Annotated in this window: 24 protein-coding genes; 11 read left to right on the forward strand and 13 right to left on the reverse strand. The window is 50.4% G+C overall.

The features are described from left to right. Positions 1–164 precede the first annotated feature (164 nt). Entirely contained in the window at positions 165–1118 is a 954-nt protein-coding gene (locus AC1S52_RS31645; RefSeq protein ID WP_482033032.1) for an isoaspartyl peptidase/L-asparaginase, read from the forward strand. Between the two features lie 112 nt (positions 1119–1230). On the opposite strand, the gene AC1S52_RS31650 is transcribed toward AC1S52_RS31645, so the two are convergent. Further along, entirely contained in the window at positions 1231–1830 is a 600-nt protein-coding gene (locus AC1S52_RS31650; RefSeq protein WP_482033033.1) for a TetR/AcrR family transcriptional regulator, read from the reverse strand. Positions 1831–1966: 136 nt separating this feature from the next. Here AC1S52_RS31650 and AC1S52_RS31655 point away from each other — a divergent pair, with 136 nt between their 5' ends. After that, a complete protein-coding gene (locus AC1S52_RS31655) occupies positions 1967–2740 on the forward strand; it encodes an oxygen-binding di-iron domain-containing protein (RefSeq protein WP_482033034.1) in 774 nt (257 codons plus the stop codon). Between the two features lie 200 nt (positions 2741–2940). On the opposite strand, the gene AC1S52_RS31660 is transcribed toward AC1S52_RS31655, so the two are convergent. From AC1S52_RS31660 to AC1S52_RS31670, 3 genes are all read right to left on the reverse strand, one after another. Next, positions 2941–4581, reverse strand: a complete 1641-nt coding sequence (locus AC1S52_RS31660) for an ArnT family glycosyltransferase (protein ID WP_482033035.1) — start codon at positions 4579–4581, stop codon at positions 2941–2943. Continuing rightward, a complete protein-coding gene (locus tag AC1S52_RS31665; protein ID WP_482033036.1) occupies positions 4571–5014 on the reverse strand; it encodes an MgtC/SapB family protein in 444 nt (147 codons plus the stop codon). The genes AC1S52_RS31660 and AC1S52_RS31665 overlap by 11 nt, the downstream gene beginning before the upstream one ends. A 156-nt stretch (positions 5015–5170) precedes the next feature. Continuing rightward, a complete protein-coding gene (locus AC1S52_RS31670) occupies positions 5171–6862 on the reverse strand; it encodes a hypothetical protein (protein ID WP_482033037.1) in 1692 nt (563 codons plus the stop codon). A gap of 43 nt (positions 6863–6905) precedes the next feature. On the opposite strand from AC1S52_RS31670, the gene AC1S52_RS31675 reads away from it, so the two are divergent. Both AC1S52_RS31675 and AC1S52_RS31680 read left to right on the forward strand, forming a co-directional pair. Continuing rightward, positions 6906–7169, forward strand: a complete 264-nt coding sequence (locus AC1S52_RS31675; RefSeq protein ID WP_482033038.1) for a hypothetical protein — start codon at positions 6906–6908, stop codon at positions 7167–7169. Positions 7170–7230: 61 nt separating this feature from the next. Then, positions 7231–8328: a Gfo/Idh/MocA family oxidoreductase gene (locus tag AC1S52_RS31680; protein ID WP_482033039.1), complete on the forward strand. Its 1098-nt coding sequence runs from the start codon at positions 7231–7233 to the stop codon at positions 8326–8328. Positions 8329–8389: 61 nt separating this feature from the next. Here the strand turns inward: AC1S52_RS31680 and AC1S52_RS31685 are convergent, their stop codons facing one another. The 3 genes from AC1S52_RS31685 to AC1S52_RS31695 form a co-directional block, all read right to left on the reverse strand. Then, complete coding sequence (locus AC1S52_RS31685; RefSeq protein WP_482033040.1) at positions 8390–9391, reverse strand: GGDEF domain-containing response regulator; 1002 nt, start codon at positions 9389–9391, stop codon at positions 8390–8392. Positions 9392–9704: 313 nt separating this feature from the next. Next, entirely contained in the window at positions 9705–10154 is a 450-nt protein-coding gene (locus AC1S52_RS31690; RefSeq protein ID WP_482033041.1) for an NUDIX hydrolase, read from the reverse strand. Next, positions 10154–10573, reverse strand: coding sequence for a hypothetical protein (locus tag AC1S52_RS31695; RefSeq protein ID WP_482033042.1), 420 nt, complete (start codon positions 10571–10573; stop codon positions 10154–10156). The genes AC1S52_RS31690 and AC1S52_RS31695 overlap by 1 nt, the downstream gene beginning before the upstream one ends. A gap of 58 nt (positions 10574–10631) precedes the next feature. Here AC1S52_RS31695 and folD point away from each other — a divergent pair, with 58 nt between their 5' ends. The 3 genes from folD to AC1S52_RS31710 all read left to right on the forward strand — a co-directional run bounded on the left by folD (position 10632) and on the right by AC1S52_RS31710 (position 13251). Then, positions 10632–11501 carry a bifunctional methylenetetrahydrofolate dehydrogenase/methenyltetrahydrofolate cyclohydrolase FolD gene (gene folD / locus AC1S52_RS31700; protein WP_482033043.1) on the forward strand — a complete coding sequence of 290 codons (870 nt, stop codon included), beginning with the start codon at positions 10632–10634 and terminating at the stop codon, positions 11499–11501. A gap of 240 nt (positions 11502–11741) precedes the next feature. Continuing rightward, positions 11742–12668: a geranylgeranyl diphosphate synthase CrtE gene (gene crtE, locus AC1S52_RS31705; protein ID WP_482033044.1), complete on the forward strand. Its 927-nt coding sequence runs from the start codon at positions 11742–11744 to the stop codon at positions 12666–12668. Between the two features lie 127 nt (positions 12669–12795). Continuing rightward, positions 12796–13251, forward strand: coding sequence for a divergent PAP2 family protein (locus AC1S52_RS31710; RefSeq protein WP_482033045.1), 456 nt, complete (start codon positions 12796–12798; stop codon positions 13249–13251). A gap of 100 nt (positions 13252–13351) precedes the next feature. Here the strand turns inward: AC1S52_RS31710 and AC1S52_RS31715 are convergent, their stop codons facing one another. After that, positions 13352–14137 (reverse strand): LmeA family phospholipid-binding protein, encoded by a 786-nt coding sequence (locus AC1S52_RS31715; RefSeq protein ID WP_482033046.1) that lies wholly within the window; start codon positions 14135–14137, stop codon positions 13352–13354. A 211-nt stretch (positions 14138–14348) separates the two neighbouring features. On the opposite strand from AC1S52_RS31715, the gene AC1S52_RS31720 reads away from it, so the two are divergent. Further along, a complete protein-coding gene (locus AC1S52_RS31720; protein ID WP_482033047.1) occupies positions 14349–15233 on the forward strand; it encodes an alpha/beta fold hydrolase in 885 nt (294 codons plus the stop codon). Here the strand turns inward: AC1S52_RS31720 and AC1S52_RS31725 are convergent. Together AC1S52_RS31725 and AC1S52_RS31730 are read right to left on the reverse strand one after the other, a co-directional pair. Then, positions 15215–15886 carry an ATP-dependent Zn protease gene (locus tag AC1S52_RS31725; RefSeq protein WP_482033048.1) on the reverse strand — a complete coding sequence of 224 codons (672 nt, stop codon included), beginning with the start codon at positions 15884–15886 and terminating at the stop codon, positions 15215–15217. The genes AC1S52_RS31720 and AC1S52_RS31725 overlap by 19 nt on opposite strands. A 156-nt stretch (positions 15887–16042) precedes the next feature. Next, on the reverse strand, positions 16043–16855 hold the full coding sequence (locus AC1S52_RS31730) for a M15 family metallopeptidase (RefSeq protein ID WP_482033049.1): 813 nt from the start codon (positions 16853–16855) through the stop codon (positions 16043–16045). A gap of 314 nt (positions 16856–17169) precedes the next feature. Between AC1S52_RS31730 and AC1S52_RS31735 the strand changes: the two genes are divergently transcribed. Continuing rightward, positions 17170–18096, forward strand: coding sequence for an AEC family transporter (locus tag AC1S52_RS31735; protein ID WP_482033050.1), 927 nt, complete (start codon positions 17170–17172; stop codon positions 18094–18096). 20 nt (positions 18097–18116) lie between these two features. On the opposite strand, the gene AC1S52_RS31740 is transcribed toward AC1S52_RS31735, so the two are convergent. Together AC1S52_RS31740 and AC1S52_RS31745 are read right to left on the reverse strand one after the other, a co-directional pair. Next, on the reverse strand, positions 18117–18563 hold the full coding sequence (locus tag AC1S52_RS31740) for a cyclic di-GMP-binding domain-containing protein, MshE-related (protein WP_482033051.1): 447 nt from the start codon (positions 18561–18563) through the stop codon (positions 18117–18119). Between the two features lie 367 nt (positions 18564–18930). Then, complete coding sequence (locus tag AC1S52_RS31745) at positions 18931–19458, reverse strand: phosphoribosyltransferase (RefSeq protein ID WP_482033052.1); 528 nt, start codon at positions 19456–19458, stop codon at positions 18931–18933. Between the two features lie 307 nt (positions 19459–19765). Here AC1S52_RS31745 and AC1S52_RS31750 point away from each other — a divergent pair, with 307 nt between their 5' ends. Further along, positions 19766–21181 (forward strand): MFS transporter, encoded by a 1416-nt coding sequence (locus AC1S52_RS31750; RefSeq protein ID WP_482033053.1) that lies wholly within the window; start codon positions 19766–19768, stop codon positions 21179–21181. A gap of 18 nt (positions 21182–21199) precedes the next feature. On the opposite strand, the gene AC1S52_RS31755 is transcribed toward AC1S52_RS31750, so the two are convergent. Next, a complete protein-coding gene (locus AC1S52_RS31755; RefSeq protein ID WP_482033054.1) occupies positions 21200–22570 on the reverse strand; it encodes an HlyD family type I secretion periplasmic adaptor subunit in 1371 nt (456 codons plus the stop codon). A gap of 367 nt (positions 22571–22937) precedes the next feature. On the opposite strand from AC1S52_RS31755, the gene AC1S52_RS31760 reads away from it, so the two are divergent. Next, entirely contained in the window at positions 22938–23240 is a 303-nt protein-coding gene (locus tag AC1S52_RS31760; RefSeq protein ID WP_482033055.1) for a hypothetical protein, read from the forward strand. Positions 23241–23422: the final 182 nt, after the last annotated feature.

Here is a 23422-nt window from a genome sequence, read left to right on the forward strand (position 1 = left end):
CGATTGCCCATTTCCGATTGCCCCAGACCCATGACCAACTCCTATAATCGATTACCTACAGACGTTGCTGATTTTGGGTATGAATTGGGAGTTGTATGAATTGAAACTTCGTTCCAATTCATACTGCTATTCAGCACCACCATTACCTACAAGGACACTGAGCAATGACCGTAAACCGGGTGCAACCCAAACTAATTATTCATGGTGGGGCAGGTAGTTCCCTGAAAGGAGGGATTAGTGCTGTTCGCAAATCCCTTTATGCTGTGATTGAAGAAGTCTATGCCATGCTGCTGGCAGGAGCCACTGCCAGGGAGGCGGTGGTACAGGGATGTCAACGGCTAGAAGACGATCCTTGCTTCAATGCCGGAACTGGTTCTGTACTTCAATCAGATGGGCATATCCGGATGAGTGCGTCTCTGATGGATGGGACCGCTCAACGGTTTAGCGGTGTGATCAATGTTTCCCGTGTGAAGAATCCGATTGAGTTGGCACTAACCCTACAAAACTCGGACGATCGCGTCCTTTCCGATCAGGGATCCGCCGAACTGGTGCGCGAGTTACAACTTCCCATCTACGACCCAATGACCGAAATTCGGCTTCAGGAATGGATGCTGGAGCGGGCGGGTAACTTTACCAAAGATATGGCGGGTGTGGTTGCCGAGCGTGAACTGGTGGAAGACAATGCGGGACGGGGCACCATCGGGGTGGTCATCTTGGATGGCGAAGGGCGAATCGCAGTGGGCACGTCAACCGGCGGTAAAGGGTTTGAACGAATCGGGCGGGTGAGCGACTCGGCGATGCCTGCTGGCAATTACGCCATGTCCCAAGCCGCGGTGAGTTGCACCGGCATTGGGGAAGATATTATTGATGAGTGTCTGGCACCCAAGATTGTGATTCGGGTGGCGGATGGATTACCCTTACAGGCGGCATTTGAGCGTTCCTTTCAAGAGGCACAGGAAAACGGGCGCGATCTGGGTGCCATTGGGATTGACCGGACAGGGGCGATCGCTTGGGGCAAGACCAGCGAAGTTTTGCTGGCTGCCTATCACACGGGTGAAAAAGTGGGAGACACTCTGGAGTGGCAGGGCGTGCAGAGGGTTGGGGGAGTTCCTGAATAAGGCATAAAGACAAGGGAAAAATAGCTCAAAACCAGTTTTGCCGATTGCATCATTTGAGTGCGCTTCTGGCACTCGTCTGAAAGCTGCTGTAATTTGATGCTGACCAATTTTTTTATAGCGTGGGGGATGCACTACTCACTATCCACTGTTTTGCTAAAACAGCTATTTCCTCATCGGTTAAGTCTTGCTGGCTTAGCGATCGCCAGGTTGAGAAATGGATACAGTGGGCGATCGTGGCTCGTAATGGCAGGCTGAAATCTAAATCAGAGTTCCAGCCTTTCAATAGCAAGTGTTGAGCCTGATGGAGGTAAGCATTAAATCCCTGCATCACTTCCTGGAGAGCCGGTACATCGTTCAGGTCACGGTAGACCTTTGTCCACATACGCTGGGTTCGACGGTAATAGCGATATAGCTCCAATAAAGCAACCTGGCACCGCCTGCCAGGGTCTTCTAGCTCAGCCCACTGGGAAATGTCTGGGGGTGGGTAGAGTGTGATCCATTGAGATGAGCAGGCAGATAGAAGGCTGCGTTCATCAGGAAAGTGACGATAGACCGTCAGCCGTTGCACCTCTGCCCGTTCCGCGATCGCGCTGATGGTTGTGTTTCTGGGACCCAGTTCTTCATGGAGTGCAATCATTGCCTGGATAATGCGATCGCGGGTTTGCTCCTGCTGTACAGCCCGCTGTTTCAGCGCATACTTTCGCCTTTTCATTTCACCAACCATATGTGTTCACTCAATTGTTGACAAATCGAGATCCTGCCGCCTATACTAATATTCAGTGTACAAGTGTGTTTATCCAAATGATCTGCATCGATGTTAGGTTGTCGTTCTTTTCATGAGGAAATCTATGGAACGTCCCATGCTGTTAGGGGCACACTTGGTCGCACCCGGTACTCAATCTATTACTTCCTATTTACCTGTTCCGGGAATGGGAGTGTTACCCGTCAATGCCTTTGTGATTGAGGCAGAGCAACCCGTTTTAGTTGATACAGGTTTGGCGGCACTTGAACCTGAATTTATGGATTGCCTGAGTTCAATCGTGGATTTAGAGGCGATTCGCTGGATTTGGGTAACCCATACCGATCCAGACCACATTGGCAATCTCAGAACCGTTCTCGCAAAAGCACCCAATGCTCAAGTCGTTACCACCTTTTTGGGTGCGGGAAAACTGGGGCTGAGTCAATTACCCATTCCATCCGTGCGTTTAATTGAAGTGGGTGGCTACCTGGATGTGGGCGATCGCCAATTACTGGCAGTCACTCCTCCCTGTTTCGATGCCCCAGAAACCATTGGGATCTTTGATCCCAGCACCCAGGTGCTATATAGTGCCGATTGTTTTGGGGCACTTATAACCCAACCGGCTGAAACGGCAGAAGCTATTCATCCATCGGAGCTAAAGGAAGGGCTGATTACCTGGTCCCGGGTCGATGCGCCCTGGCTCAGTCTGGTGGATGAAGCAAAGTTCGAGCGGGTCGTTCAGTCCATTCACCAACTCAACCCAGACTTTATTCTGAGTAGCCATTTGCCCGCTGCCCATGCTGCGATCGATTTTCTACTGGAATCTTTGATGTCGGTTGGTGGAACTGCGGCAAATCAGTTGAGTAAAGTTTCGAGGGGTTGAATTGAGAGTTTTGAGTTGAAAGCTTTACTGCTTCACTCTTGAGGCGTTTTCCAGGAAAGAAACCACCCATAACTGTAGGATGGGCACGGGCAAAGCCCTTTGCCCATCCGCTTTAACGTTTGGCGATGGGTACACACGCTTTGCCCATCCTACGCTGGCTTGGGTATAGTCTTTAGCGAAAATCTTTGTATTCCCACCTCTCAATTTTCAACGGCATGGTTGGACACTAAAATCCAGTCCCCTGCTTCAGCTTGGCTAGCGAGGTTCAAGCCCAACTGTTTCAGTTTGAACGCATCGGTGAGCAAGTATTCCTGGGAAGGTTTTTCCCAGCGCTCTTTGATGGTTTGATCGGATGCGGGAATTACCTGGCGATCGCTATAAAAATCAAGCGATGGACGAGTATCGGCAAAGGTTGTCATCACGACCTGACCGGGTGGAGTGCCTTGCTGGATCATTGCAGCGACTGGCTTGACTGGATACTGTTCATTCAGTTCCCAGACCCAGTCGGGTGAAAGCATCAGCAACAATAGAGAAAGGTACGATCCCCAGATCAGCACCAGGATAAACTGGGAGTCCCGTCGAGCCACCAAAATTGTGGCGGCTGTGAAGGTAAGCGCCACCAGGGTCAAGATCAGTTGCAGGTGGGGTTTGGGTTCTAACCCGACGCGACTGAAGTAAAAACTGCCCGCCCAACCGGCGATCGCCACCAGGCCCAGCAAACCGACCCAAAGCTTAGGGTAACGCCGACCTATCTGCCGAATCCCAATGACATCAGAGCTATTCCAGATTTCTCCCAGTAACGCCCCCACAACCAGTGCCAGTGCTGGGTAAACAGGCAACACATACCAGGGTAGTTTCGTCTTCATCAGCGAGATAGCTCCCAGGAAAATGGCAGCCCACACCATGACCAACTTTGCCCAACCGAGACTGCGGTTTTCCCAAACTAACCGGAACCCCCAGGGTAGAAACAAAAGCCAGGGTAGACTGTACTTTAAAATTTCTAGCAGGTAATACCAGGGGGGACCCGTATTTTTTTCGACGGTAACCCAGATCCGGTTAAAAGCCTGACTCATCAGAGTAATACTGATAAATTGGTCGCCGTAGTGTTGCCACTGTGCCCCATACCAGGCAAAGACGGGTAAACTTCCCAACAACAGTCCGCCCCAGACGTAGCCAGAGGTCAGTAAGCGCGGCGTATCAAGCAGAATAAAGACAACGGCGATCGATCCCAGCAACAATGCCAAAATTCCCTTCGTCAGGCAAAGCAGCCCAAAGGCAATGCCTGCTCCCAATCCCCAGCGCAGGTCTCGCCGGGTTCGCAATACACAAAAAATCAGTAACAGAAAGAAGCAAAGGCTTGCCCCATCCAGCATTGCCAGTCGTCCATGCCGCACAACGGGTAGTAGGGTCAGGTAAACCAGGGCAGCAAATACCGCTGGAGTCCGACGGGGAAACAGTTCACGCCCTACACCATAGAGTAAGGGAACTGAGATAGCCGTTAGAATTGCCCCCGGCAGTCGGGTTGTCCATTCGCTGACACCGCCGATGTGATAGGTCAGGGCAATTAACCAGTGAAGTAGAGGTGGTTTATTGAGATAGGGAGCGCCAAAAATGGTTGGGTGTAACCAGGTCATTGATCCGGGAACTGCCCGATAGATTTCGCGGGCAACCTGGGCAACCGTTCCCTCATCCCAGTCTCGCAGCGGCACCCCACCCAGGTTAAGGGTAAAAAGCACCATTGCCGCCAGCCATAGCACCCCGGTCCACAGCGGCTCTAGCCGGTCTTTCGCCAGGAAATCCCATGTTTTTATGGAATTTCTAAACCCTCCTTTATCGTTCATCACCATTCCGTCTAGGTGGGACAAGGTGCTCCAGCCCCTTTACGCCACTGAGAGTCAGCAAAACCAATAGAGTGCCAATGATGCTAATCTGCCACAACCCGCAGGCAGCAACCATGCCTAATGCCGCTGTTGCCCAAATGGAGGCGGCTGAGGTCAGTCCTTTAATTTTGGGTTTATCTCCCGACAGTTGGGATAGCTGAATAATTTCGCCTGCTCCCAAAAAGCCAACGCCCGTAGCGACACCCTGCACCGCACGACTGACCGCATCCGGCGTGGGCGATCCAGCCGTCAGGGTAATGATGACAAAGAGAGCAGCTCCCAAGCTAACCAACATGTGAGTCCTCAGTCCCGCTGCTTTGCCGGTTATCTCACGATTAAAGCCAATGATGCCCCCCACTAAAGTTGCTAGAACCAGTCGAAAGGTTAAAGTCACCCAGTCTTCAGGGCTGAACCAAATAGAACTGACCAGTATTGCCAATCAATAACCTCAAAATAGAGCCGGGGGCAGGTAGTCGGTGGTCGGGACGAAATAGACCTGATGACTTAATTTCTGTGAAATCCAGAAGTGGGATGGAACCCAGTTCCCTATTCAATAGGCGATCGGAAGAGGCGTGACCTGTTCGTCAAGCTCCAATTCACTGGAGCTTGAAGTTGTGGCAGAGATATTTTCAGGTTGAGAGGTCACGTCAGGTGCAACCGATTGATGAGAAATGGGCACCGATTTGCCCACTTCTTTAGAGGAATTTTGATCCACAATTGGCTTTAAATCTAGTGTGGTTGTGGCCGGTTTAGGTGTTGGCTTGGCTGTGGATTGTATCTTAATAGATTTTGCTTTGTCAGCCGTCTTGGCTTTAGCGTTAGACTTCGATTGACTGCTGGCACTAATAGACCCTGCACCTTTAAGCAGTGCAGTTTCGACTTCTTGCAGACTAATCGGCTGCTCTGAAGTCCCTGGCACCTCAGCCACGATCATGTAGCCTGCAAAATTGTTGCCACCAACCATTCGTAACGCCTCCAGGATCCTGGGCATGTGTGCGTCTACCACCTGTCCTTTCTCGTTGTAAAGTTCCAGGGCAGAGAGGCAGCCAATCGTGGGGTTCCAGCTAAAGCTTTCTGGATTGGAGCCTTTATTGCTGAAGAAATCGGGGGCTTCGCCACTGCCATGAATGCGAAACTCACTGCGCCCAACTTTCCCCGCCCAAAAGCTTTGTTGAATTGCCCAATAGTTTCGCCAGGAGGAGGGAAGCAAGTTCTGATAATCCCTTAAGCTGCCTTGAAAGGTACCGGGCTTACCCGGTAAAAACTGCTTTGCACCCGATTCGAAGGGCACAAATAGCTTAACCAGGGAAAACCGACCATAGGCGCGAAAAAACAGGTCATCGGGTTGGGGTACAATTCCTTCAACCCGAAAAACCCCCTGGGGGGTCTGACCCCGGACGAAGTTCCAGTTTAAGCCGTGGATAGAACGTAAGAGCAGGGGAGTAGACCAGAGTTTACCATCTCCGTGCCGCAGGAACTGCCCGTTCCTATCCTTTAAAACTGCCTGACAGAGAACATCTCGATTCGAGCGGCAGAGGACATAGAGATGCAGTTGCCCAGGAGCGATCGCCCACTTCAGCAAATCGCCCAAGGGCGGCATTGTGCTGGGAGCAATCAACTCTGCCACCTCACGAATCGTTGTATAGAGATGGACATTTTTGTTCCAACCTGGAAAGCGTGCCTTCACCCGTTCAGACAGCCCTTGAACTTGTGTGAGGGGCATGCCACCTTTTGCCAGGGCTGACAGGGAAGCCGCAACCCATTCTGGATCACGGCTGCTTTCAACCGCTTGCAGAAACCGTTGCCCAAACCGTCCGTAAACACTGGGATAACGCAGATAAAGCTGGGTGCCAACTTTCGTTGCAGTATCGATCGTGCGCATCTGCCCATTGGACAAACCAGAACGGGGCATCATTTCCAAAATTTTGTCGATCGCCTCTACAACAAAAGGCTCTTGGGGTTCTACCACTGCCGTTGTCCAGAGGATATTGCGCCAGTGTTTTTCGTGCTGGTTCGTAACCGGAAAACGGCTCAGGTCATAGTTTTCTGGACGAATCTGACGGGTCTGTTCCTGCCGCTGGTGCGATCGCGCATCTGCCGTCGCTTGAGAAATTTTTGACTCATTACCCGGCATGGCTTTGGGCGATCGGGCGATCGAGATTGAAATTGGCTTCAGCGCCAATCCACTTAGGACTAATGTACCCAGCACGCTCAACGCGCCATATTTCAAGTTCAGGTTCATAGGCCATTTCTGAACAACACGTTTCATTGCCAGTGGTTAAACGTTGGACCATTCAGGAGTAGATGACAAAAGTGAAGCAGTCAATGACAAAAGGATTCCCTCATTTTTAGCATCCATGTCCTACAAAACCGGGGATGTTCAAAAACTTAAAAAAGAATTGTTGACAGAAAAACTGGGATTGCTGAAAAACAGGATGAATTGTAACGAGGTCTCAAGCATTCAGCAGCCTTTTCAGGCTCAGAATCAGCAACGCCAAAAAACTTGGTTTCGGGAACTCAAAGGTGTCTTTGAAATTCTTCATAAATAGAGACACTATGCTAACATCTGGGTGGTTAAGTAGCATTTTGCTACTAACAGTTTGATTCTCTGTGGTGGAGGAGATTACGGGAGTGCAGGATAGTTTATCGTTGGGGTTTTCGAGCGCTTATTTGCAGCGCAATCATTCTGACCCCATTCGGGTTGGGGTGATCGGGGTTGGTAACATGGGGCAGCATCATACCCGCATCCTCAGTATGTTGAAGGATGTTGATCTGGTTGGTGTTTCCGATGTGAATGTGGAGCGAGGAATTGATACCGCCAGTAAATATCGGGTTCGGTTTTTTGAAGATTACCGGGATCTACTCCAGCATGTAGACGCAGTCTGTGTTGCGGTACCAACAAAACTGCATCATTCCGTTGGGATGAACTGCCTCCAGGCTGGGGTGCATGTGTTAATTGAGAAGCCGATCGCCGCCAGCATTGCTGAGGCAGAGTCTCTGGTCAATGCTGCCGCAGAATCCCAATGCATTCTCCAGGTGGGGCATATTGAGCGGTTTAACCCTGCCTTTCAGGAACTCAGCAAGGTTTTGAAAACGGAGGAACTCCTGGCATTAGAGGCTCACCGCATGAGTCCCTATTCTGACCGGGCAAATGATGTTTCGGTCGTTTTAGATTTGATGATCCACGACATCGATCTGCTTCTAGAATTAGCAGCGTCTCCCGTAGTCAGGCTCACCGCCAGCGGTAGTCGGGCTTCGGACTCTGGATATTTAGACTATGTAACGGCGACTCTCGGCTTTGCAAATGGGATTGTGGCAACTCTAACCTCCAGCAAAGTGACCCATCGCAAAATTCGTCGCATTGCTGCCCACTGCAAGAACTCGCTCACAGAAGCGGATTTCCTTAACCATGAGATCTTGATCCATCGCCAAACGACCGCCAATTATATGACGGATTACGGTCAGGTGTTGTATCGCCAAGATGGCTTGATTGAGAAGGTCTACACTAGCAACATTGAGCCTTTGCATGCTGAACTGGAGCATTTTGTCAATTGCGTGCGCGGTGGGCAACAGCCTTCTGTAGGAGGTGAACAGGCCCTCAAAGCTCTCAGGTTAGCCAGTGTGATTGAGCAGATGGCACTGGATGGGCAGGTCTGGCATTCTAAGGATGTGAAGGCGAATGGACATTCTCCGGTTGCTGTTGGGTAATGGAAAATGGTGCCAGGAATTTTGAGTTGGGAGTGTCCTCATAACTCAAAATTCCTGGCGCTTATTCCGGTTTATCCAGGCAACTGACCACCCGGTTTCGTCCGGTTGCCTTTGCTTTCAGCAAGTTTTGGTCAGCCCGCTGTAGGAGATGGTTGCCTCTGGTATCGTCTGAGGGTTTGAGGGAAGCGGTGCCAGCGCTGATAGTCAACTTTAAATCTAAATTTTCATCAATGGTGAAGGGTTGATCGCCAATCAGGCGGCAGAGACGGCGGGAAACCAATAAAGCCTCTTGCTGATCTGTATTACTGAGGATGATGACAAATTCTTCACCCCCGTAGCGGAAGAGGGTGTCTCGAAACCGCAGGTTGTGACGCAGGCGACTGGAAATGAGTTGCAAAGCGCGATCGCCCACGGGATGACCGTAGGTATCGTTAATGTTCTTGAAATAGTCCACATCCAGCATGACCAGGCTGAGCGGTTCGTTGCGGGTACGGGCGTTTTGCACTTGGCGAGGCAGTTCCCAATCCAGAGCACGGCGGTTGTTAAGTTCGGTCAGGGGATCGGAGAGGGCGATCGCTGATAGGATATCATTTGTGCGCATTAACTCCCGATGCGTTTTAACCATGCGCAGTCCAGATGTAATCTGAGATTGGAGGAGACGGTTCTGTTGTTTCAGTACCTCTGGCTCCAGTGGTTTCCCTTTAGGATTATTGCGGGGAAGCCACAGATAGGCATCTGCACCACTCTCCAGCGCTTCACTGCGAGATTCCATCTCCCAGTTGCGCTCTAGCCAGGGATCCCCTAGCATTTGGGAGGGAATGTCCATAACGATACAGTAAATCCAGGCAAGTCTGGTTTGTTCCTTGATCTGGTGACAAAGCTCAAAACTACCCGGTTGGTTACCCTGAAGGATAATCAAGTCGGGCTGTTGAGCCTGGATTAACGGAACCGCTTCACTGGGACTTGATGCAACCTCAACTGTACAGGTGACTAGGTTTTGGATTCGATTCAGAAGGGTTGATAAAAAGTCATCCCCTCCTACTAGCAGAATCGAAGCTTCCATTGGGTTTCAGTTGCCTTGTCTGAGAATCAAATTGCAAGACTTTACTAGATTACAGAGATTTGCACTGTTGAAGGCATATGTCCATAGACGATTTGCCAAAAGGGGTAAGGACCTCTCCCAATCAGTGTTGAACTCTATGCCTTGGTAAAAAAAACTACAAGTACAATTAACAACTTTCCGAAATAAGTTCTACAGAATCGATAGGGAAGATAGAAACTTCAAACCTCGCCCTAAGCTAGGATGCCCATTTTAGTCCGCTTACTTTCCGTTTTAGCCATGAGCTTGGGCTGCAAGCCGTGGGCACAAAAAGTCATTACTGCGCCTGTCCCTGTTTTGTCATGAAATCTAGCAAAATCTGCTGATGGGGTTTTCCTAGAGGACGCACCTGCTGAGTTCGGCGAGAATAGCGATCGCCCTGCCCAATCTCTTCAGGGGTTAGCCAATCCATATCAGCCCCCTCATTCAACACCAGTGACTCCAAATCGGTTGTCATACGACCGTGGTAAACATGACGAATTACTCTGGTGTCCTCGTAGCGCCCAAATAGACTCAGTAACGGTGGGATATAGCCAATTTCTTCCAGTAATTCTCGACGGATCGCAGTATCCGTCGTTTCACCGGGTTCAAGATGTCCACCAAAGAGTGCCCAGTGACCGGGGTAGAGAATTGTCGGAATGTCATCTCGGAGCTGCATCAAAAATTGACCATCTTTGTGCAGAATAGCGATGGCAACTTCAGGGCGATTAGAGGGATGAACAGTCATTAGCTTTGAATGGCAGAACTATGCTGGATTTGCTCCTGCTGTTCAATATACGCCGATCCCTGCTCTTTGCCATTTAACTGAATGCTTTGATAATGCAGTTTTCCCTGGATCACCACCTCATCTCCCTGGTTCGGTACAGGGCCCTTGGCGACCACCCAGATGGAGCCAGTCGCGTCCTGGAGTTCATAGACCATTCCTTCCAACAGGGGCACCCGGTTTTTGACTTTGCCTTTGAGATGCACGATCGCCCCCTGTTGGGATGATTGCAACACATCTTGAATCGGTTCAGTTTTAACCAGTGCTTGAGCGACCTTCAGAGTACCGCCTTCCGTGGCTGATTGAGTCATTTGACCACAGGCAACCAACCCAACTAGGGCAAAAGCTGAAAATAGAAGGTTCAGGGCTTTAAGGGGATGCATAGTTCACACCGAATCTGCGAAACTGATGGACAGTCAAAACTGTGATAACACATTCGTAATGACCTCAACCGCCCAATTACTCGATGGAAAAGCACTGGCTCAAAAAATCCAGGCTGAAATGACCCATCAGGTGCAAACTTTGCACACGCAACGAGGACGCGCACCCGGACTTGCAGTGCTGATGGTTGGTGACAATCCTGCCAGTGCTGCCTATGTTCGTAATAAGGAGCAAGCCTGCTCCCAGGTGGGAATTGCCTCCTTTGGCAAACACTTTCCAGCCAATACTTCACAGGCAGAACTGGAAGCCACAATTCATGCGCTGAACCAGGATGAGCATGTAGATGGCATTTTGGTTCAGCTTCCGCTGCCTGACCATCTAGATGCGGTTGCCCTACTGAACCAGATTCTGCCTGAGAAGGATGCGGATGGACTGCATCCCACGAATTTGGGGCGACTAGTGCGTGGAGAACCCGGTTTGAGGAGTTGTACGCCCGCCGGGGTCATGCGGTTATTGCAGGAATATGACATTGATCCCAAAGGCAAACAGGCAGTGGTGATTGGGCGCAGCATTCTGGTGGGCAAACCCCAGGCTTTAATGCTGCTGGAAGCAGATGCCACGGTGACGATCGCCCACTCTAGAACAGCCGATATAGGAGCGATCGCCCGCACGGCTGATCTGCTCATTACGGCTGTCGGTCGTCCGTTAATGATTACCGCTGACATGGTGAAACCTGGAGCGGTGGTTGTGGATGTCGGGATCAATCGAATTACCGATGAAACTGATAAAGGACGACTGGTTGGCGATGTTGACTTTCAAAGCGTCCAATCCGTCGCCTCCTTCCTCACCCCCGTTCCCGGCGGCATCGGGCCTATGACAGTGACGATGCTGCTGCAAAATACCGTGGAGAGTTATTTGAAGAGGGGGTGAGGGGGGTTGTTGGTTGTTAGTTGTTAGTTGTTGGTTGTAATGGTGAGGTAGAAGGAGGGAGGAGGGAAAAGTTGAGAGTTGAAAGTTGAGAGTTCGAAGTCCAGACTTGCCCCCTGACCACTGACCACTGCTCCCCTTTCCCCATGATTCTTAACGAATGTCGCAAGGGTGCATAAACCTCCGTAGAATGATGAGGAGCAGCAACCTGTCCATTTGATGATGACTGGGAGGGATACAGGAATGGTATTGACGGACGAGCTGCAAGCGTCCCAAGCGGAGTCTCGCTTCGATTTGCTTGCCTATCTGGCAGAGCGTCAGCCTTTAGTGGAAACTGCTCTGGATCACTCCATCCAGGTAATCTATCCCGAAACGATTTACGAAGCGATGCGCTATTCCTTAATGGCGGGAGGAAAGCGTCTGCGCCCAATTCTTTGTTTGGCGACCTGTGAGTTAGCAGGCGGCACCCTGGAGATGGCGATGCCCACTGCTTGCGCTCTGGAAATGATCCACACCATGTCACTGATCCATGACGATCTTCCGGCAATGGATAACGATGACTACCGCCGGGGCAAGCTAACTAACCACAAGGTTTTTGGTGAGGATATTGCAATCCTGGCGGGAGATGGTTTGCTCGCCTATTCCTTTGAACATGTAGCAGTGGAAACCAAAAATGTTCCTGCCGATCGCCTGTTGAGGATTGTTGCCATCCTGGGTCGGGCGGTGGGTGCCGCCGGACTAGTGGGGGGACAGGTCGTTGATCTGGAATCTGAAGGCAAGCCAGATGTGTCTCTGGAAACATTGACGTTTATTCACAATCACAAAACGGCTGCCTTACTGGAAGCGTCGGTCATTTCGGGGGCAATTCTGGCGGGGGCACCGGAGTGTGATGTGCAACGGTTGTCCCGCTATGCCAAAAATATTGGTCTGGCGTTCCAGATTGTAGATGACATCCTGGACATCACCGCGACTCAGGAAGAGTTGGGAAAGACCGCCGGAAAGGATTTGCAGGCGCAGAAGGCAACCTATCCCAGTATCTGGGGGTTGGAGGAGTCGAGACGGCAAGCTCAGGCGTTGATTCAGGATGCCAAAGCAGAACTGGCTGAGTTTGGTGCCTGTGCCCAACCACTTATGGCGATCGCCGACTTTATTATCGCCCGCACCCATTAATACGGGTTGTTCGTAGCACACGGATCGGGGATGATGAATCCTGGTATTCCTCCTCCCGATCCCTGAATTGTCTTCCTCTCCTACCTCCTCACACGCTCACTTCTTATCCCTGACTCAACATAACAACATGCAGGACTTTGGCGATATCCTCAACAACCAGGTGCTGCTGGTTGCGCTTGTGGCGTGTATTTCTGCCCAGGTGTTAAAGCTGATGGTCGATTTTGGTAAAAATGGGAAAGTGAACGTCCGGGCACTGGTTGAGACAGGTGGAATGCCCAGTGCTCACTCTGCTTTGGTAGCCGCTCTGGCAACGGGGGTCGGACAAACGACAGGTTGGGCAAGTTCAGAATTTGCGATCGCGGTCGTCTTTGCTGTGATCGTCATGTACGATGCCGCTGGCGTGCGGCAAGCCGCCGGTAAACAGGCACGTATCCTCAATCAGATCATCGACGAGTTCTTTCAAGAAGACCACCACTTCAATGAAGATCGCCTCAAAGAACTCCTGGGGCATACCCCATTTCAGGTGATTGCAGGCTCAATTCTGGGGGTCGTAATTTCCTGGCTGGCTGAGATTGCTTATTAGGTAAGGGGTTGTTCGTTGTTAGAGAGGTGTGAGGTGTGAAGTGTGAGGTGTTGGAGATAGGCGTTCTGCACATCCTTCATGCCTCATCCTTCACCACCCCTCACCCATTTCCTGGGAAATGGTCTATTTGGGCATAGCCACTGAATATCAGTTTTTTGCCCTGAGTTTCCAGGCGGTTAATTCGCATGGTCACCCCATCCAGATCGAAGCGATCCAGGTCAACCATATTGTTCAAAATATCGGCAAATGCCATTGACAGGAGACTAGAAACTCCCTGCAAAGACTCTGGGACTACACCTGCCTCAAACTGGGGATTTTGAAACAGAATACGGCGGCGACGTTCCGCAGTCAGTGTTGCCGATAGACTGATGGGCACCGAACCATTGGAAAGTTCTGTCTTGGCAAAGATTTGAATGCGGCTTTCGGGTAGCAATTGGACATTGACATCAGAGAAGGAGACGGGTTCGCCACCCGATAAATTGGTTAATTCCGGCGTGTCTATACTTTGTAGACGCTTTTTGACCAACTCTGCTTTAAACGCTCGATTCAGTCCTGCTTCAGACAAAACCACCTGAGCAACCGCCTGAGTTGGCTGTTTCAAACGGATCTTACCGCTCAATACGGAACTGAAATCGATCGAAACCGCGTCGGTTTCAAAGGACATCTCTTCAACATGGAAATCTTTGCGAATCAGCAGATTGCGCCCGCTCATCTTAAAGCTATCGATGCTCCCTTGCAGCAGTTTGCTGGTGGGGTTACAACGAACGACCACATCCACCGATTCACTTTCCGTGAACAGGTGTCGGATGGATTGGCTGGTGACGGTGTTGAGCATACGCTCGCCAAAGTCAGCGCCGGGGGGAGTTGCAGTAAAGCCACCAAACATGCAGTTTCTAGACTAGATGAGCCTTCCACTATTTTGTAACAAATTGTGAACGAATCGACAATTGTTTTTCTGCTTAGCCATACCAGAAATGGTATCTATACTCCTTATTTAACAAGGGGTTTGGATGTTCTAATAGCGGAAAGTACAAGCTTCCTGATTATATCGATTTGTAAAGGTTATGGTAAATGAAGTCAGGCTATTACAGGTTCCTATGCTGCAATTTCATCCTCCTGGTATTGGACAGCAGGTGATTGAGACTTCGCTGGGAGCGATGGTCTATTACACGTCAGCAGGCGCACCCTGGACTGTTGCAGCGCCCTCAGACTCTCCGCTGCTTTTTTTGCACAATTTTGGTGGGGGTGCGTCTGCCTATGAGTGGTCAAAGGTATACCCAGCATTCATCGATTGCTACCCCATTATCGTTCCTGATTTGATTGGTTGGGGTCAGTCTGCCCATCCGGAGCGAAACTATCGGGTTGAGGACTATCTGACGACGCTAAGTGAGTTGATTGAAAAAACCTGTCAGGCACCCGTGAGGGTTGTTGCGTCTTCGCTGACCGGAGCGATCGCTATCCGTCTCGCAATTCTGCGCCCAGAAGTCTTTCATTCGCTGTTTTTAGTTTGTCCATCCGGCTTTGCCGATTTTGGACAGGATGCCGGACGGCGATTGCCGCTGCAACTGATCAGCACTCCCATGCTCGACCAACTGGTTTACATCCTGGGCGCGACCAATTCAGAGTCTGTCCGCAGCTTTCTGGAGCGCTTTTTGTTTGTCCAGGCTAACCGAGTATCCGATGAAATGGTAGCCGCCTATCTAGCGTCTGCTCAGCAGCCAAATGCCCAGTATGCGGCTCTGTCCTTTCTGCGGGGCGATCTGTACTTTGACCTAGCCCGCTACATGGAGCAATTGACCACTCCAACCGCCATCCTTTGGGGGGAAGCCGCCCAATTTACCAGTTCCAGCCTGGGACAACGACTGGCAAAACTCAATCCGGCAGCAGTCCAGGTATTTTGGCGATTGGCTGAGGCTGGGGTACTGCCTCATTTAGAACAGCCGGAGCGGGTCATTAGGTTGCTTCAGCGATGGATCGCCTGAATACACTCCTCCACCGGATAGCGCTGCTCCATTGCTGCCGTTAGTGCCTCGTAGTCTTCTGGATGTCCCTGAATCAAGGTCTTGGCTTGTAGAAGTGCCCAGCGTTCCTTCTGTAAACATTCTCCGGCAGGAAAACCTAATTGGGTCAGAACGGCTCTAAGCTGCTGGCGATCGCCCTCCCCGCCTTCAACATCTCCATAGATCAGGGTCTCTGCGGCAATCCCTGCCATCCAAACGGTGCAGTAGCGGTCCAGCAGGCGAGCGGAAAGCGCCCCTTTTTGAAGTTCTAGCTCTAGCTCCTGAGAGTCAAACCGGACACCTCCATTACCGGGATAGCCCTGCCGTAAAGCCTCCCAGGCATTCAAAGCATAGCCCGTTACCGGAATTTGCAACTGCTGGGCAACCAGAAAATGTCCTGCTTCGTGCCGAACCACACGGGCGCGGTGCTGTTCCGAAAAACTAGCCAACCAATCCAACAGGAGGGTTGCACCCTGCCCTTTCCAGCTAAAAGTATCTAATGTAGCCAGACCCAAAATGCTGAAGGTGGCGATCGCAGGGACTACCGGAGACAGATGCACCAATGGTCCTAACAGACTGGCAAGGGTGACGACGAAAATTGAAATTGCAATCAGGTTAAGAGAAATCTGGGACATTGGGAACGGACAGAAGAGACTATCCCATCATGCCATTATCACGACCGCCAGTACGATCACGACCATCAGTACGGTTTGGACACTGTGAGATGGTCGAACAAGATGCTCGACTACTTCAAAGAAGTGGCATTTAAGAACTATGAAGTACTGTTCGACTTACGGCTGACTGCCCGCTGACTGCTTCTGGTCTTCTCGCGCCTTATAAAAGGTTTTCAGACTCTGGATATCTCCTGCAAACCGCCAGTGCCAGGGTTCATAGCTGACTCCTTGCTTGTTGCCCTTAGGAAAGGACATCTCAAAGCTATAGTAAGCGGCATTTGCTTTCATCCAGCGAAACGCCTCTGTCTTCTCAAAATTAACGCTTAAATTGGTTGCCGGAACATTGCCATCCCCAATGTCAAGGGCATAGCCCGTATGGTGCTCACTATAGCCTGGAGGTGCGCTGACCTTCGCCCGTTCTTCGGCATCCTGCCCACGCTCAGCTTTGACATCGAAATAAAGGTATTTTTGATCGGCAACTGTACGAAAGCCAGAGATGGGAACCAGCACAACACCATCTCGCAGGGCGGCGGCTGCCATCTCTCGATAAGCCTTAGCAGCGGGCTTCCGCAACTTAATGCTGCCATCGTCCGTAATAGGACCCAGGTCTGAGCTGGGTGCCTCTGAATAAGCCAAATGTCCTAATAAGGCTTCTGTAGTGGGTGAAGCCGTAGGAGAGGGGGCAGGTTCTACGGGGGCAGGACTGGCAGTGGCGATCGTGTTATCTTCGACCTGCTGCATTCGGAACGAAAACAACACTCCAGAAACCAATGCTGCAATACCCAGGGCTGACAAACTGCCCGCCACCACCACCATATTAATTGGAGACTTAGGCTTTTCCGGCGGCGCAACCCGCAGGGCAACAGGAATATCGTCCGTTAGAGGGGGCGACACTCTTAGTGCTTTTTCCGAAGTATCCGTATTATCCAATCGTCTCACTCCTGCCCGCAAGCAACACTTAAGCGACATTTAACCGTATGAACTTTAGACTGTGACAGTTTAACCGAAAACTTCCTGCCTGATTGAAAGTTTAGACTATAAACTCAAACTCTAAAGATTACGAATTTAATCACCTCACAAACTGTACGGGCGGGGTTAGCAGCGCCTTTATTCACTGGGGAGAATGCCAATAAACTTACCCCTGGCAATCCTGGAAATTGTTTAAGTCCTTTCCTAAGCCTGGATTTTCAAAGAGCTAATGGTTCATTGAGCGAAAGTAGCCCTATCTTAGTCCAAATTCAACCATGCCCCACTCAAATCTGCTGGCTGTCTATATTCCACTAATCAGCTTGACCCTGGTTGGATGGGGTCTCGGTCGGTTGCTGCCAAAAGCTACGCCCACCTATTTGGGAAAATTTCTGTTCTGGATTGGTGTTCCCATCGGAATTGTAGCTTTTTTGCGTCATACTCAACTGTCCTGGGCACTTTGGGTTGCGCCCCTGACTGCCTGGATAGCCGTCCTCTTAGGAGTCAGTATGGCATGGGGAATCAGTTGCTGGCAGCATAAATCTCAAAATTGGAGCAAACGAACTCAGGGCAGCTTTCTGCTAGCAGCGATGGTCGGTAACACTGGCTATCTTGGGTTTCCAATTTCCCTGGCTCTGGTTGGACCTCAGTACTTTGCCTGGGCATTGTTCTATGATCTATTGGGTTCAACCCCTGCTGCCTATGGATTAGGCGTGGCGCTGTCATCCCGATTCAGTTCAGGTACGACCCATCATTTGGGACAGTCTGTACGAGCGATCGCCCAAAATCCTGCTCTCTGGAGTTTTGGCATTGGTCTGGCTGGGCGTAACTTGCCCCTTCCTATCCTGGTGGAGACTGGTTTGCGCAGTTTTGCCTGGGGGATTGTGGCTTTGTCTCTGGTATTGGTAGGCATGAGACTAAGCCAGATTTCCTCTCTCAGTAGCATAAAACCAGCGATGATTGGCATCGGAATCAAAATGTTGCTGGTGCCATTCGTGGTGGGAATAGCTCTCTGGTCACTCGGAATTACAGGCATGACACACCGGGTCATCCTTCTGCAAATGGCAATGCCACCCGCTTTTGCTACCCTTGTGCTGGCTGAAGCTTATGAACTGGATCAGGATTTATCTGTAACGGCATTGGCAGCAGGTTCCCTCGGATTGCTAGTCACTCTCCCCCTGTGGCTCTGGCTATTTGGGAGTTGATGACTAAACCATCTGAACCACTAACCAACCCAACTGACCCCATCATCAGAAGAACCCACTGAAGGTAAGGGTTTGGAGATAGGAACCTCCCGTCGAATCAGAGCTTGCCTGTTGGCATCTGTATTTGAGTTGGGTGATGCACCCGGAACAGAGCCAGCAGAACTTTTTGGCAAGGAGGGGGCATCTTGGCGAATGGCAGATTTGTGAACCAGATCCTGCTTTGCCGCTTCTTGCTCTGGTAAAACAACTTTTTTCATCAAATATTCAATCGTCTGCTGTTTCACCCAGCCTCGTGCTGCCAGAATTTCTCCAAAGCGCATACCAGTTAGCTTCTGGTCATTCAGCGCTACATCCACCTGGGCGGGGGTCAACAAACCTGCTTCTACCAGGTAACCGCCCAAACGCTTGCGATTACGAGCAGGATTGGGAGCAGCGGGGGTCACGTTGCGATCGCCAAGATTACGCATTTCTAGCCTCAGGGAAAGTCAGATTAAAACCAGTTGATATATCACCGTTGTAAGTACAGGACAAACACACAGAAAAGACTAAAAATATGGGGCAATTCTCTAAACAATCACGCCGAGTCTGAGCCTAAATGAGGGCTGCGTTCAGTTACGACATACCCTGGATGCAGGTTCATAGGAACCCTGATCTACCGAATCCATCCAGTATATCAATAGAATTACTGAAACTTCATCGGGCAACCTACCCGTGCAACCTGGCAGCAATCCCGATTCAGTTGTGCTATGGATTGGGGTAAGGGGCAATTCATCCATTGAGACACCCGCCTGGTCACTGGCGTGAAGCTTTTGCCAGTGAGGCTTTTGCCAGCCATTACTGAGACGTTGTAGGAGATGATAACGATACAGTCAGATCTGCCGGACTCATCCGTTCGTAGGGTTCAAAGGGTTGATGAATCCACGGATTGTGGGGTAAGTAGTCTACGTAATAGTCCGGTGCAATGACAGAACAGTCCTTGTACCAGAGAACAGCCGTCCGAACCTCTTCAACGTAGAACCCGTAGTTGCGATCGAGCCAGACAATCGTTTTCTCCAAAGTGACTCCCGAATCGACCAGGTCATCAACCAGCAACACCCGACTGCCCAAATTAGCCGTCGTCATGGTTAAATCCCTGGCAAAGGTAATAGAACCCCGCACCTGGTTCCCGGTGCCCCCATAGGACGAGGTTGCCAGAATGGCTAAAGGCACATCGTAAATGCGAGCTAGAATATCGCCAACTCTCAAGCCACCCTTTGCCAGACAAATAATTTGGTTAAAGCTCCAATTTGACTGATAAATCTTGACGGCAAGCTGCTCAATTTTTTGGTGGTACTCGGACCAGGAAACATAGAGGTCTGTCATGGGCAAAAGGATGAAGGGTGAAAGATAAACGATGAAGGGTGAAAGATAAACGATGAAGGATGAGGGACAAGACGAGGAAAAAGTTTTTGGCTTTTAGCCTTAAGGGATGTGCCCCAAAATAAAGTACCCGCTAGACAATCTGCTCCACGATGGATTCCCGCCTGCGCGGGAATGACGTTGGGACCTTATTAATTTGCGAGTCCTTAAGCCTTTGCCTCTAGTAACAAACTGTCATAGCGATTTTGGCTTCCATGATTGAAGATGAACAGAATAATACAACCGTTAACCGTACCTCACGCATCCCGTCATGAATAATCCATCTGCGGTTCCTGACATGCCTGCCCAGCCAAAGCTTACTCTCAGTACTAAGCTGGCTTATGGTGCAGGTGATTTGGGGGCTGCTATGACGGCCAATATCCTGGTTTTCTACCTGCTTTTTTTCTTTACGGAGGTTGCCCATATACCGGCAGGTCTGGCAGGCAGCATCTTGATGATTGGCAAGATTTGGGACGCGATTAATGATCCGATTGTGGGTGTACTCAGTGATAAAACCCAATCGCGCTGGGGGCGGCGCTACCCCTGGATGATCTTTGGGGCACTCCCTTTTGGGCTGTTCTTTATCTTGCAATGGATTGTTCCGACAGAAAACATGTGGGGACTGTTCTGGTACTACGTGATCATCAGCATTTTTTTCAATACTGCCTATACAGCGGTTAACCTGCCCTATACTGCCCTCACTCCCGAACTCACCCAGGACTACAACGAACGCACTAGCCTAACCAGTTTTCGCTTTACCTTCTCAATTGGGGGCAGTATTCTCTCGGTCATCCTGGTCATTCTCATTGCAACCGTAGTCGAGGATCTTCAGCAGCGGTATCTATGGATTGGGGTGTTGTGTGCGGTGATTGCGATCGCCTCTCTGTTCTGGTGCGTATTTGGCACCCGGCATCGAGCCGCCATCATGTCCCAGGAATTGGCATCTACGCAAGAAAATTCCCAGCCATTGTTTGAACAGCTACGCATTGCCTTTAACAACCGCCCCTTTCTCTACGTGATTGGGATTTATCTATTCTCCTGGCTGGCACTCCAAATCACCGCCTCCATCCTGAAATATTTTGTTGTGAACTGGATGAAAGAATCGGATCAGACTTCTAACCTGGTTATTCTGGCAGTGCAGGGAACTGCCCTGGTGACACTATTTATGTGGAGTGCTATCAGTGCCCGGGTTGGCAAAAAAGCTACCTACTTCATGGGCATGGGCATCTGGATTCTGGCGCAGGCAGGGCTGTTTCTACTGCAACCAGGACAGATTGGGTTCATGTATGTTCTGGCAGTGATGGCAGGGCTAGGGGTATCTACTGCCTATCTCATTCCCTGGTCCATGTTGCCCGATGTCATTGAACTGGATGAACTTCGGACAGGACAGCGCCGTGAAGGGGTGTTCTACGCCTTTATGGTATTGCTGCAAAAAATCGGACTAGCCGTTGGTTTGTTTCTCGTTGGTTTGTCGCTGGAATGGTCAGGTTATGTCGGTGGAGTAGCCAAGCAAACCCCCTCTGCCCTGATGGCAATTCGGGTGGCAGTGGGTCCTTTACCAACCCTGTCTCTCATTCTGGGTCTGGTGCTGGCTTATTTCTACCCCATTACCCGGGAAGTCCACGCCGAAATTTTGCTCAAACTTCAGGAGCGCCGGCAGGCGGAAAAGGAGATGGGTAATGGGTGATGATGGCCAAGGGATTCTTTACCTGACCGAGAATGCCTCATTAAAGCGGCGGGTGACGGGTTCGATCAGGAAGGTCAGAATCGATTTCTGACGGGTCACAATTTCAGCGGTGGCAGCCATACCAGGGGTTAACTCCACATCTTTACCCCGGACGGGAACTGCCTGCCGGTTGAGTCGAATTCTGACCGGAAACACCAGACCCACATCTTTCTCCACGATCGCATTGGGGCTGACTTTCTCAACCACCCCATCCACAATGCCAAATTCCTGGTAGGGAAATGTCGCCAGTTTCACCTTTGCTGGCATCCCTGAGCCAATGAAACCAATGTCTCGGTTCAAAACTTTGGCATCCAGCACTAATTGCTCTCCCTGGGGAATCATGGATAGCATCTCTTCCCCAGACTGCACCGGACCCCTAGTTGCCTTGATGTTGTAAACCGTGCCATCAAACGGGGCTTCCACCGTTTCTTTATCACGTTGTTTCTTTGCCGATGCTAATTTGCCGGTGACATCGGTCAGTTCTTCTCTCCGTTTCGTCAGAAGAGAGAGAATTTCAGTTTGTCGTTGAGACCCTAGCCCTTCTGCCGTACTTCTTGCTCCGATGAAAGCTTCCTGCGCCTGGGAAATCCGCTCTCGCTGGGCATCAATTTCTTTTTCAATCGAAACAACCTTGTCTCTGGCGTTGATCACTTCATCCTGCGCCCGGATGTAGTCCAACTGGGGAACGGCCCCTGTTCCCTGAAGCGTGCTGAGTGCCTGTTCCCTTATCTGAGCGTTTTTGAGACTATCTTTGGCATACACCAGGTTTTCTTGTAATCTGGATAGCCTGGATTGGGCTTCCAATCGGGTTGAATTCTGACGTTCAACTTCGGCGTTCGCCGTTGCCTGCTTTGTATCAAATTCCTTCAGGCGGGCTTCCAGGAGTTGATTTTGCAAGGGTACGCCTGCACTGCGCCCACCCTGTCGTTCAGCCTCCAGACGGGCGATATCCTGGCGAATTAGTTCAGCCGATTCTTCCAGTCGATCTACATCTGTTTGGGAAAGGTCCGAGTTCAAAGTGATCAGAACCATCCCTTTCTTGACGAAATCTCCTTCTTTAACACTGATGGTTTCAATGCTGCCATTGCTGGATGCTCTAAACGGACGCACCTCAGTAGAGGCAACCAACTGTCCATTGGCGGGAGCAACTTCATCCACTCTGCTTAACGCTGCCCAGGTAATCGTTCCAAATACCAGAGCACTGATACTAGCAGCCAACAGGCGAGTGTAAAGCGGCGGTAGTTCCTGGACGGCTTTACCCAGTTCGTAGGAAAGGGATTCCTCCGGGTTTGCCAGTCGCTGCTTGACCTGGCGTGATTGAGCGGGAGTGGAGGATAGGGAAACTCGCATTCAGGTAAGACCTCCCAGTCTTAGGTTTCAGGGCAATGAGAAAGAAGATAAAGTCAGAGACGTTGAACTATCTATACTATAGTCCGCTGGAATGAGATGACGATAAGCCGTCAGGCTGAGGCTATGGCAGCTACCAGTTTATATACTCAGAAGTTAGATAATCTAGATAGTCAGATTTGTCGATTCATACCTCGCACCGAACCAGGCTCACTAAATTAAAGTGCCGAATTTGATGGAGGCTTCTGACTTTTATGGCGGTTATTTAACGTTTCTTATTAATTCTTAAGCCTTTCAGAAAGGCTATTACAGGTAAATAGGGTTAACACTGATATTTACTATTCGCTTCGACTCATCCTTTTACGCGATCGTGACTCAACTGTTGCTATTCCTAATTCATGCTATTCAGCCATTGCTAGTACCGATTTGTTTCGTTAGTGCGTGGTTGATCCTGTTTTTAGTTGGCTGGAGCCTATGGACGGCTACCCGTGATACCATTAACCGCTCTCGCCAAATGCACCGAATTCCCTGTGCTAGATGCCAGTTTTTCACTAGCGACTACCACTTAAAATGTACAATTCACCCTTCAACGGCAATGACTGAGGATGCGATCGACTGTCCAGATTTTGAGTCTGGAAAACGGCTTCCATTGCCTCAGGAAACGATTTATTGAGGCTGATTGTAAAACACAGGATTAAAGGGATCATCAGGAAAACGGTTGTAATCATCGATATTTATACCTCTGTTCTGCAATGCCAAAAATCGCTGTAGGTTGAGTGAACCAGGGTGGCATTCCAAGAGGCAGGCTGTCCAGTGGTAGCATCTAGAGGCATCGACTATCGAGGTTGGTGCCTT

The organism is Kovacikia sp. CALU 1929, from assembly GCF_056784235.1.

Bases quoted from the DNA above. Each gene is read 5' to 3' on its own strand.
- AC1S52_RS31645 (WP_482033032.1), top strand. From the start codon at position 165: ATGACCGTAAACCGGGTGCAACCCAAACTAATTATTCATGGTGGGGCA.
- AC1S52_RS31650 (WP_482033033.1), bottom strand. From the start codon at position 1,830: ATGAAAAGGCGAAAGTATGCGCTGAAACAGCGGGCTGTACAGCAGGAG.
- AC1S52_RS31655 (WP_482033034.1), top strand. From the start codon at position 1,967: ATGGAACGTCCCATGCTGTTAGGGGCACACTTGGTCGCACCCGGTACT.
- AC1S52_RS31660 (WP_482033035.1), bottom strand. From the start codon at position 4,581: ATGAACGATAAAGGAGGGTTTAGAAATTCCATAAAAACATGGGATTTC.
- AC1S52_RS31670 (WP_482033037.1), bottom strand. From the start codon at position 6,862: ATGAACCTGAACTTGAAATATGGCGCGTTGAGCGTGCTGGGTACATTA.
- AC1S52_RS31685 (WP_482033040.1), bottom strand. From the start codon at position 9,391: ATGGAAGCTTCGATTCTGCTAGTAGGAGGGGATGACTTTTTATCAACC.
- AC1S52_RS31690 (WP_482033041.1), bottom strand. From the start codon at position 10,154: ATGACTGTTCATCCCTCTAATCGCCCTGAAGTTGCCATCGCTATTCTG.
- AC1S52_RS31695 (WP_482033042.1), bottom strand. From the start codon at position 10,573: ATGCATCCCCTTAAAGCCCTGAACCTTCTATTTTCAGCTTTTGCCCTA.
- folD (WP_482033043.1), top strand. From the start codon at position 10,632: ATGACCTCAACCGCCCAATTACTCGATGGAAAAGCACTGGCTCAAAAA.
- crtE (WP_482033044.1), top strand. From the start codon at position 11,742: ATGGTATTGACGGACGAGCTGCAAGCGTCCCAAGCGGAGTCTCGCTTC.
- AC1S52_RS31710 (WP_482033045.1), top strand. From the start codon at position 12,796: ATGCAGGACTTTGGCGATATCCTCAACAACCAGGTGCTGCTGGTTGCG.
- AC1S52_RS31715 (WP_482033046.1), bottom strand. From the start codon at position 14,137: ATGTTTGGTGGCTTTACTGCAACTCCCCCCGGCGCTGACTTTGGCGAG.
- AC1S52_RS31720 (WP_482033047.1), top strand. From the start codon at position 14,349: ATGCTGCAATTTCATCCTCCTGGTATTGGACAGCAGGTGATTGAGACT.
- AC1S52_RS31725 (WP_482033048.1), bottom strand. From the start codon at position 15,886: ATGTCCCAGATTTCTCTTAACCTGATTGCAATTTCAATTTTCGTCGTC.
- AC1S52_RS31735 (WP_482033050.1), top strand. From the start codon at position 17,170: ATGCCCCACTCAAATCTGCTGGCTGTCTATATTCCACTAATCAGCTTG.
- AC1S52_RS31740 (WP_482033051.1), bottom strand. From the start codon at position 18,563: ATGCGTAATCTTGGCGATCGCAACGTGACCCCCGCTGCTCCCAATCCT.
- AC1S52_RS31745 (WP_482033052.1), bottom strand. From the start codon at position 19,458: ATGACAGACCTCTATGTTTCCTGGTCCGAGTACCACCAAAAAATTGAG.
- AC1S52_RS31750 (WP_482033053.1), top strand. From the start codon at position 19,766: ATGAATAATCCATCTGCGGTTCCTGACATGCCTGCCCAGCCAAAGCTT.
- AC1S52_RS31755 (WP_482033054.1), bottom strand. From the start codon at position 22,570: ATGCGAGTTTCCCTATCCTCCACTCCCGCTCAATCACGCCAGGTCAAG.